We start from the raw sequence: 2,988 nt of genomic DNA, 5'->3' as shown, positions 1-2,988 counted from the left end.
GAGCAAGGCCTCGCGGGGCCGCTACTGGCTGAGGCGGAAGTACCCCGGGCTGGCCGAGGACGAGATAGACGCCCTGAGCTTCGTCTTGGCGCGGGGTATTGCACTGGATATATGCCGGAAACCTTAATAACCGCGGGCGGGTCCATATGCGGTGTATGTGGTCAAATGCATCAGCTGCGGCTTTGAGCTCTACAGAGGCCCGGAGCCCAAGACTGTGGAGGCGGTCATGAAGATATGGGGCGGCTACTGCCCCAAGTGCCTCTCGCCCCTTGAGAAGAGGCCCATAAAGATCGCGGTTAAGCTTCTGGCCAGAGCCGGGGGGAGGGAGGCCGCCGGGCCGGGGTGAGACGTTGGAAAATATCTTAATAAAGCCCTCGATATCCCCATGGCCTTCACCGACAAGAGCTCCTCGACCCAGGGCGGCCGGGCGTCGGCCGGAGGGAGGGACCTCCTCTGGACCGGGGTCGTCGCCAGCGCCCTCGCGGCGTCGTTCGCCATGGCTCTATACTTCAGGATGTATAGGGTGTACTACTGGGGCTGGTGGATCGACGAGTTCGACCCCTACATCAGGTACTACCTTGCGCTCTACACGCTACAGCACGGCATCTCCTGGTGGTTCAAGGGCGCCTACTTCCCCGACTTCTGGTACCCCTGGGGCGTCAACTGGGCCACGGTCCTGATACCGGGCGTGTCCCTCTACGGCCTCTCGGTCTACTTCCTGCTCAAGCCCTTCGGGTTCGACCTATGGCACGCAGTGATCGTCGCGCCGGCTCTCTACAACGCCCTCGCCGTGTTCACGATGTACTACTTCGTATCCAGATTCGCCGACAGGAAGGCGGCCGTCCTCGCGGCCCTGCTGACGGCCATAGCCCCCACCTACCTCCAGAGGGGCTTCGGCGGGTGGTTCGACGACGAGGCCCTGACGCTCTTCCTGGCCCCGCTCGGCCTCGGGCTCTTGATCGACGCGCTCAAGAGGAGGCCGGTCCTCTACGGCGTGCTGGGGACAGCCGCCATAGGCTTCGTGGCCTGGACCTGGGGGGCCCAGTTCTACATCTGGAACTTGGTGGGCCTCTCGGCGCTGGTCCTGGTGGCATACGCCGTCTTAAGGTCCGCGCAGGGCATGTCGCCCGGCTTCTCGTCGAGGAACCTCGCGATATCCTACGCCATATTCTACTTCCTATTCGCCGCGTTCGAGTCGGCGGTCTTGAGGTACGGCCCCCACATGCTCCGGTCTATATACAACTTCATACCGACCCTAGGGTTGCTGGCGGCCGTGGGCTACTACATAGCCGAGGCCAGGGTGGGCCTGGCCAGATCCTACAGATTCCTCAGAAGGTTCGCCTGGGTCATTGCGGCGGCCGTGGTCCTGGTGGCAGGGTCGATACCCATACTGGCCTACTTCCACGTGATATCGGGCAAGTTCCTCGCCACCATACTGCCCTTCGGGAGGTCCGCCATAGTGCAGAGCGTGGCCGAGCACAGCTACTCCACCTTCCAGCTGGAGCTGGGCTCCTACGGCCCCGTCATACCGTTCATAATAGCCTCGATCCCGTCGTTGGCCAGCCCGTACGCCCTGCCCCTCCTCGCGTATCTGGTGACCGGCAGCTATACGGCGGTCACGGAGGTGCGCCTTCTCATATTGGTGGCGCCTGCGGCGGTCGCCGCGGCGGCCGTGGGCATGGCCCAGTTGCTCAGGATAAGGCGCTTCGGCTGGGCCGTGGCCCTGATGGCGATAGCCTCGCTGGCTCTCTTCGCCGCGTTGGGCTGGGGCACCGCCACGGCGCCGCAACAGATCGTCGTGTCCGCCACGGCCGGCCCGTCGGTGCCCAGCGCCGACTGGCTCGACGCGCTCATGTGGATGGCCACCAGGCTGCCGCCTAACGCCTCGGTGGCGGAGTGGTGGGACTACGGATATTGGGTCACCATATTGGGCCACCACCCGAGCCTCGCCGACAACTCCACCATAAACTCGACCCAGATAGGCACCATAGGCCTCGCCTTCATGTCGCCCGTGGAGACCGGCATAAACATATTCTCGAAGGACCTCAAGACGGACTACATAGCGGCGTTCATGCCCTGGACGGCCCTCTGCGCCTACCCCGGCTACAACCAGTTCGGGCTCTGGAGCAACCAGATAGTCCAGCTCGGCAACGCCACCGGCTGGTTCGCCCTCCCCTTCTGCTCCCTGGTCCCCGAGATCCCGGCTGGCGGCGACTTCCTCAAGTCGTACTGGATGGCCCAGATAGCCAACCAGGTCTACGGAAGCGGCGTTGTGAAGTTCGGCCTCCCCGCCAGCTACGCCGGCCATCTGGCGAATCCGTTCGGCTATTTCTTCACCGGCACCTCCCAGACCGGGCCCTATTTCGTCGTAGGCAACCAGTTCCTCATAGTGCCGTTGAACCTAACGACGCTGCTCTACGCCATGTTGTTCAACATGGAGAGGGTCTACTGGATGTGGACCGCCTACAGCCCCTACGGATACCCCACCTGGATATTCGCGGGGGTCCCCGCGGCCAACATAATCACCGGCAACGAGACGTATCTGCCTTGGGACGTCTATTATACATACGCCAAGATACAGCCGCAGAACCAGGTGGTGCTGGGCTCCCTCTGCACCGTCTCCTCGGCGGGCTTCTGCTACCCCATAGCGGGCCTCAACGCGACAAGCTTCGCCACGACCTCGCTCCCGCCGAACCTGCGGCTGGTCTACGTATCGAAGCCCTACGGCTGGGTGGTCGTATACCAGATAACCTAAAGTTTTTATAGGGAGACCTCGGGGACCGGCCATGAGGTTGGCGCGTAGGGACTTCCCCGACGTGGGCGAGCTGGTCATCGGGACCGTGAAGAAGATAGCGGACCATGGCGCCTATATATTCCTCGACGAGTACGAGGTGGAGGCCTTCGCCCCCACGCAGGAGATCGTCCAGTCTTGGTTCCACGGCATAAGGGAGTACGTCAAGGAGGGGCAGAAGGCCGTCTTCAAGGTCA

General features: G+C 62.9%; 2 protein-coding genes and 1 pseudogene. All 3 read left to right on the top strand.

The window, feature by feature from the left end:
• Positions 1-151 precede the first annotated feature (151 nt).
• On the top strand, positions 152-346 hold the full coding sequence (locus tag B7L68_RS04700) for a hypothetical protein (RefSeq protein WP_081246529.1): 195 nt from the start codon (positions 152-154) through the stop codon (positions 344-346).
• Positions 347-385: 39 nt separating this feature from the next.
• A complete protein-coding gene (locus tag B7L68_RS04695) occupies positions 386-2,755 on the top strand; it encodes an STT3 domain-containing protein (RefSeq protein WP_238136331.1) in 2,370 nt (789 codons plus the stop codon).
• A gap of 31 nt (positions 2,756-2,786) precedes the next feature.
• A pseudogene (locus tag B7L68_RS04690) lies at positions 2,787-2,988 on the top strand (translation initiation factor 2 subunit alpha); the annotation flags it as partial.

It is taken from the genome of Thermoproteus sp. CP80 (assembly GCF_002077075.2).
Classification (GTDB): Archaea; Thermoproteota; Thermoprotei; order Thermoproteales; family Thermoproteaceae; genus Thermoproteus.
This window is presented reverse-complemented; position numbering and strand designations above follow the sequence as displayed.